At 66.8% G+C, this 5,154-nt stretch carries 5 protein-coding genes; all 5 read right to left on the reverse strand.

The features are described from left to right. Window positions 1–2,473, reverse strand: a 2,473-nt coding sequence (locus VF794_RS31705) for a beta-1,3-glucanase family protein (protein ID WP_331116854.1), incomplete at its 3' end; no start/stop codon positions are given. Window positions 2,474–2,660: 187 nt separating this feature from the next. Beyond that, window positions 2,661–3,176 (reverse strand): hypothetical protein, encoded by a 516-nt coding sequence (locus VF794_RS31710; RefSeq protein ID WP_331116855.1) that lies wholly within the window; start codon window positions 3,174–3,176, stop codon window positions 2,661–2,663. 40 nt (window positions 3,177–3,216) lie between these two features. Then, window positions 3,217–3,672: a hypothetical protein gene (locus VF794_RS31715; protein ID WP_331116856.1), complete on the reverse strand. Its 456-nt coding sequence runs from the start codon at window positions 3,670–3,672 to the stop codon at window positions 3,217–3,219. Window positions 3,673–3,904: 232 nt separating this feature from the next. Continuing rightward, window positions 3,905–4,660: a TfuA-like protein gene (locus VF794_RS31720; protein ID WP_331116857.1), complete on the reverse strand. Its 756-nt coding sequence runs from the start codon at window positions 4,658–4,660 to the stop codon at window positions 3,905–3,907. Beyond that, window positions 4,657–5,154: YcaO-like family protein (locus VF794_RS31725; RefSeq protein WP_331116858.1), on the reverse strand; the 498-nt coding region annotated here is incomplete at its 5' end. The genes VF794_RS31720 and VF794_RS31725, both read right to left, overlap by 4 nt.

A 5,154-nucleotide genomic window follows, 5' to 3' on the forward strand; every position in this document is an offset into this window, starting at 1 on the left:
CCGTGGGGAGCCACCCCATCTTCACGTCACAGACGTTCTGATTGTCCACGTCCGCGAAGAGTACTCCTCCGCTTTCCAGCTTCTCCATCCTAGGGTCGATCTGGTCTGGCGAGAGCCACCTGCAGGACCCGTCGGGGAATACCTGCCAGGATTTGCCATCCGCGCCCGCGATGATCACCGAGCCGACGTAGAGATTCAACGACGTCGGGGGGTTGTTGGGGCCGATCACTGGGATGGTAGTCATTCCAAAGCCCTTTCCAGTGATGACGCCCTGCTCTGATATTGAGGCCACATTGAGGTTGTTGAGAGAAAGAGCGTTTGGGTCGAGCTTGTAGCCTGGCGTTGACAAGGTGCATTGGTCACCAACCTCGATCCATTGGTTTCCAAGAGGGGTTACGTTTCCCATGGGGCTTGCTTGGACAGGTGCGATAGCCGGCGCGCTCCGCCTCCTGGACTTGCCCCACGGCCCCAGCGTCACGGATGCCACCGTTGGCGAAGCCGTCGCGATCGTCGACGACTGCCCTCCCTGATCGTCGTACGGCCCGGCATACGAGGCGCCGTTGATGCTGATCGTCGGCTGGTGGAAGAACGCGTCATACGCGCTCGAGGCAATCCCTGGCGGGAAGTAGGCCGGCGGCTGCTGCGCCCGGATACTGCCGCCATTGTCGACGTACGACGCGATCGTGCCGTCGTTCTTCACCTCGGCAATGAGCAGGTTCTCCTTCATCGATGCCGTCCCACGGTAGACGTTGAACCGCGTTGCCTTCGCCACCGTCATCGGCATCCAGTTGACCTGGACGCACGGCTGCTCGGCCGTCGGCGTTGCGTTGAACTCGAAGCTGCCAACGGTCTCGCCGTTCGCGTTCGTCACGGTGACGACGTAGTAGGAGGGGGTTCCCGCCAACAGCGAGCTGGTGCCGGGCGTGAGGCACGGAGCGGTCTGCACCGGCGCGGTGGCGTTGCCCCAGTTCCGCGGCGCGATCGTCCTCGAGTTCGCGATGCCGCGCGTGATCGCGGCGACGATCTGGTTCTCCAACGCGCCCAGAAGGACGCCGTAGGCCGTCGACGCATCGGAATTCGGCGTGATGCCGTCGGGCAGGTTGTTGGCCACCTGTTGTGCGTTGTCGGCGAACACGCCCTGCGCGGCGAACACCATCACCGAGGCTGGCGTCGTCTGGTACAGCGCCCACGAGGGAGGGGCGGGGTTGGAGAGCGCGAACGTGTTCGTGTTCCAGAACGGGTAGAAGATCGTGAAGGGGGTGCCTACCGGCACGAGCGGACGGATGACGGGTTTGCCGCTCGCATCCGTGACCGACTTGATCGTGAGCCGCAGCGCGGTGATGGCCGATCCACCCGTCTCGGTCTGCCCCTGGAACGTGTAGATCGCGCCGTCGTTCGTGCCGTCCGTGGCCGTGAGCGTGAGCGTCGCGCTCTGATAGTTCGTGAAGAACTCCTTGATCTGGCTGTCGAAGAGCGTCGCGAGCGGATTCATCGGCGGAGTTTGGGGGGTCGCGGGCTGGCCGCTGTCCGCATGCGCTCCGCCAAACGGGAACTGCGACGCGAGCACGTTGCCGATCAGCCCCCACGTCACCGTGCCGTCGTTGGCCGGCGTGCCGCGGTAGACGTTGTAGCTGGCGGTGCGGCTCGGTTGCGAGGTGTTCGGCGCCCATGCGACTTGAATCGCCTGACCGGTCGTCTCGACGGTGGCTCGGACGATGACTGGCTGCATGTACGTCTCACGGCCTTCCGGGTCGAGCGCCGTCACGGCGTAGAAGTACGTACCGGCCGGAAGCGTCGCGGTTTTGAGCGCGAACGCGTTCGCGACGACCCCCTGCACGCAGTTCGCGTTGAGGGCGCTCGTCGGCGAGAGAATCCGCGTCGTCAGCACGTTGCCGAAGGGATCGCGTCGGCATTGCACGAACGCGGGAGCGTTGTTCGCGACGTACGCGTCGAACTCGGTGAACACGTCCTCGCGGTCGAGCGTCACGCCGGCACCGTCCGGCAGGGCGGCGTCGTTCGGCATCACCTGGATCTGGATCGGGAACCCGAACTGGTCGATGGAGGTGGTGTTGAGGTACAGCGTGTCTTGGGAGTACGTGAACTCGATGAAGTCGTAGCTCGTCCCGGTGGTCAGCGGACTCGGTTGCTTCGGCGCGCCGGCCGGGTCGACGGGGATGGTCGGCAGCGTTCCGATGCCGAAGACGATGTGCGCCGACGCGATCTGCACGTCGGGCAGTGTCAGGGGCTGCGCTTCGGCCGAGGTGTAGGTCGCGAACGCCGGAACGCTCCCGTTTGGCACGGCGTAGTCCGCGCCCGTGTAATAGACCCACGAGCCGGCCGCGAGCGTCTGGCCGCTGGAAGGACCGGCCGACGGTGTATAGCCGTCGACCAACTGGCCGTACATCGCCGCGCCGACCGTGCCGCCGCAGGCGTCGAGAACGTCCTTGGGAACCGTGATCTGGAACGTGAACATGCACGTCTCTCTCTGTGATGGGACCGGCCAGGGTGTCAGACGACTTGTAAGGGGCGAAGTGTAGGAACGAGTCCTTTGACATCTTCCCCGCGACGACCCGCGCTTCTCAGGCGTTCCCCTGGAGCTCCGAAGAGGTCAGCGGCTCCGCCTTCGCGGGCCAGGGGAACGGCGGGGAACGTCCGGGTGGCTACTGCGCCTTGATGAAGGGGTCCCAGTTGATGAAGTACGTCGTCGGACGCAGCTGGCCCACGGTGACGGCGAGCTGCACCTGGTACGTCTGGGAGCCGGTGTTCATCGCCTGGCCGATCCAGTAGTTGGAGCCGAGCTCGCTGGCCGGCTGCGAGTCCATCATCGGCTGGGCGACCGGGATCCCCTGCGACCCGAAGACGGAGCCCTGGGACACGGTGAAGCCCGTGATGACGACCTGGTCGCCCGAGGACCCACTCGCGTTGATCGGGAGCGCCAGGAAGCCGATCAGGCTCCCGACGTGGCAAACGGTGGACAGCTCCGTCGTCCCTTCGCCCGTGCTGCCGTTCGCGCGCTGGTTGTCCATGAGGTAGACGCCCTGGCTGATGTTCTGGCCCTGCTGCGACGCGATGTAGGCGGTGTCGACAGCGATGGTGATCGAGGTGGTCGGGGAGAGCGTCCCAGGGGAGCTGGCGGCGGCGCGGACGACCTTACGGTTATTGTTCGAATGGCTCATGAGCGTATTTTCCGATGTCTGTTGAAGAAGGGGGTGGGGATCAGGAAGCGGCGGCGTGGAGCGGCGCACGGCTGGCGGTGGACGCCGCGCCGGTGACGTTGAACGACGGGGAGACGGTCGTGGTGATCCCGGACGCACCCGGAATCTGGACGTTGAAGGTGATCGAGTAGCCCGCCTGGCCCGCCGCCTGGACCTGCCCGGTCCACTGCGTCGGCGTCACCTGCTGCGGCGTACCGCTGGCCCCGAAGGCGGAGGAGTTGCTGAAGGACGCGATCGAGAGGATCGCCTTGGAGTTGGGGTCGATGTTCAAGAGCGACCAGCACACGTTGCTGCCTTGCGACAGCTCGGTCTGAAGGGTGGTGGTGCCCTCGTTGGTGCTACCCCCGTTGACGTTGTTGTCGACGAGGTAGACGCCGGCCGTCGACCCGTTATGAAGCGCGTTGACGTCAACCCAGATCTGAATGAAGACCGAGGCGCTGCTGATGGGGATGCTCATGTGATGTCACTCTCTTTTGCTGACGGATGGTTGTGGCGTCACCCCTGGACGGAGCGACGCTGCCGAAGAGAGAGCATGTGACGTGCCAACGACAGTCAGCCGACCGGCACCGGGTGAACCTGTGAAATCCGCCCAGGGGGAGCCGTGCGGCGCGGCAACTTCTTGCCGGGAGGCCTTGCCCGGCAACTCCGGCCGGCAACTTCTTGCCGGAAAGCCTGGAGCCAACGGCGCCCTATCCCTCTGAGCGCGGAGGGAGCAGGGCCTCCGCCTTCTGGCGGATGTGCTCCCACGAGTCCGTGTGAGCGAAGGCGTAGCGGGTCTGCTTGGGTGGCAGGCCTGCTTCCAGCCTCGCGCGCAGGGTGCGCAGCAGGTTCAGGCCATCCAACCGCTTCTGGTCCACCCGGCTCTCGGTCACGAAGCGCCGGCAGGCCTCCAGCCCGGCCGCGTCGAGCCCCGCCTCCCGGCCCTTCTTGAGCAGCCCGGGCCAACTCCGGTCGGCATGGAACAGCCCCTTGGCGAGCCCCTCCAGCGTGCGTCGCACCTCCGGGCCGAGCACCCCCGCGCGCTCCGCCGCCTGGAGGGTGGCGCGGATGTTCACCATCGCCTCGGAGAGTGGCCGGTAGCCCTGTTCCGCCTCGGCATGCACCACGGCGACTTCGTCGTCATCCTCCAGGGCTCCGCTGGCGAAGGCCTCGTAGATGTCTCCCACGCCCTCCATCCCGAAGGCCGACAGCTCCGCGGCCCGCAGCGCCCCCATGCTCGCGGCGCCGAAGACGTGCACCCCCTGCTTCATCGCCCAGAGGACTTCCTTGTGGGACACCGAGGGCACCCGCTCGAAGTAGCCGTCGATGAGCCCGATGGCCACCGGCTTGCCCAACGCCGCCCGGTACAGGTCCCCCTGCGCCGCGGGCGGCAGGTACACGGCGTCGAGCTCCCGCCGGCCTTCCTCGGCCGAGAGCGTGGGGCCGGCGAAGATGACCACCTTCATGGCGCTCTCTCCGAGTGGCGACGGCGGGCTCGGGCGCCCGGCACGTAGCCTGGAATGTCATTGAGGGGCTCGAGGCCCGGCACGAGGACGCGCACCACCGGGATGCCGAAGTGAGGCTGTGTCAGATCCACCACCACCGCCTCCCCGAGCCCCACCGCGCGCAGGCGGCCCAGCAGGAAGGCATGGTCCTCCTCCAGCGTGCCCCCCTGGAAGTCGGGCGCGTCCTGGAAGCGGCGCGTCCTCGGCTCGGCCACGAGCAGGTCCCGCATCCGCCGGGCCGCTTCGAACTCCTCCTCGGAGCCTTGAGGCCCCAGGTGCCGGACATCGTCGCGCGCGCCGGTGATGATGGTGAGCCGGCTCTGCGCCGCCTCGGTGAGCGCGCGCGAGAGCGCCACGGCCCGGCAGGGATGACAGCCCATTCCCCCCATGGGGCCGATGGGTCGCTGCGGCTCGGGATCCGAGTCCACGATGGTGCAGGAGAACGCCGCCACCCC

Source organism: Archangium sp. (assembly GCF_036389735.1).
In the GTDB taxonomy this organism is placed as follows: Bacteria; Myxococcota; Myxococcia; order Myxococcales; family Myxococcaceae; genus Archangium.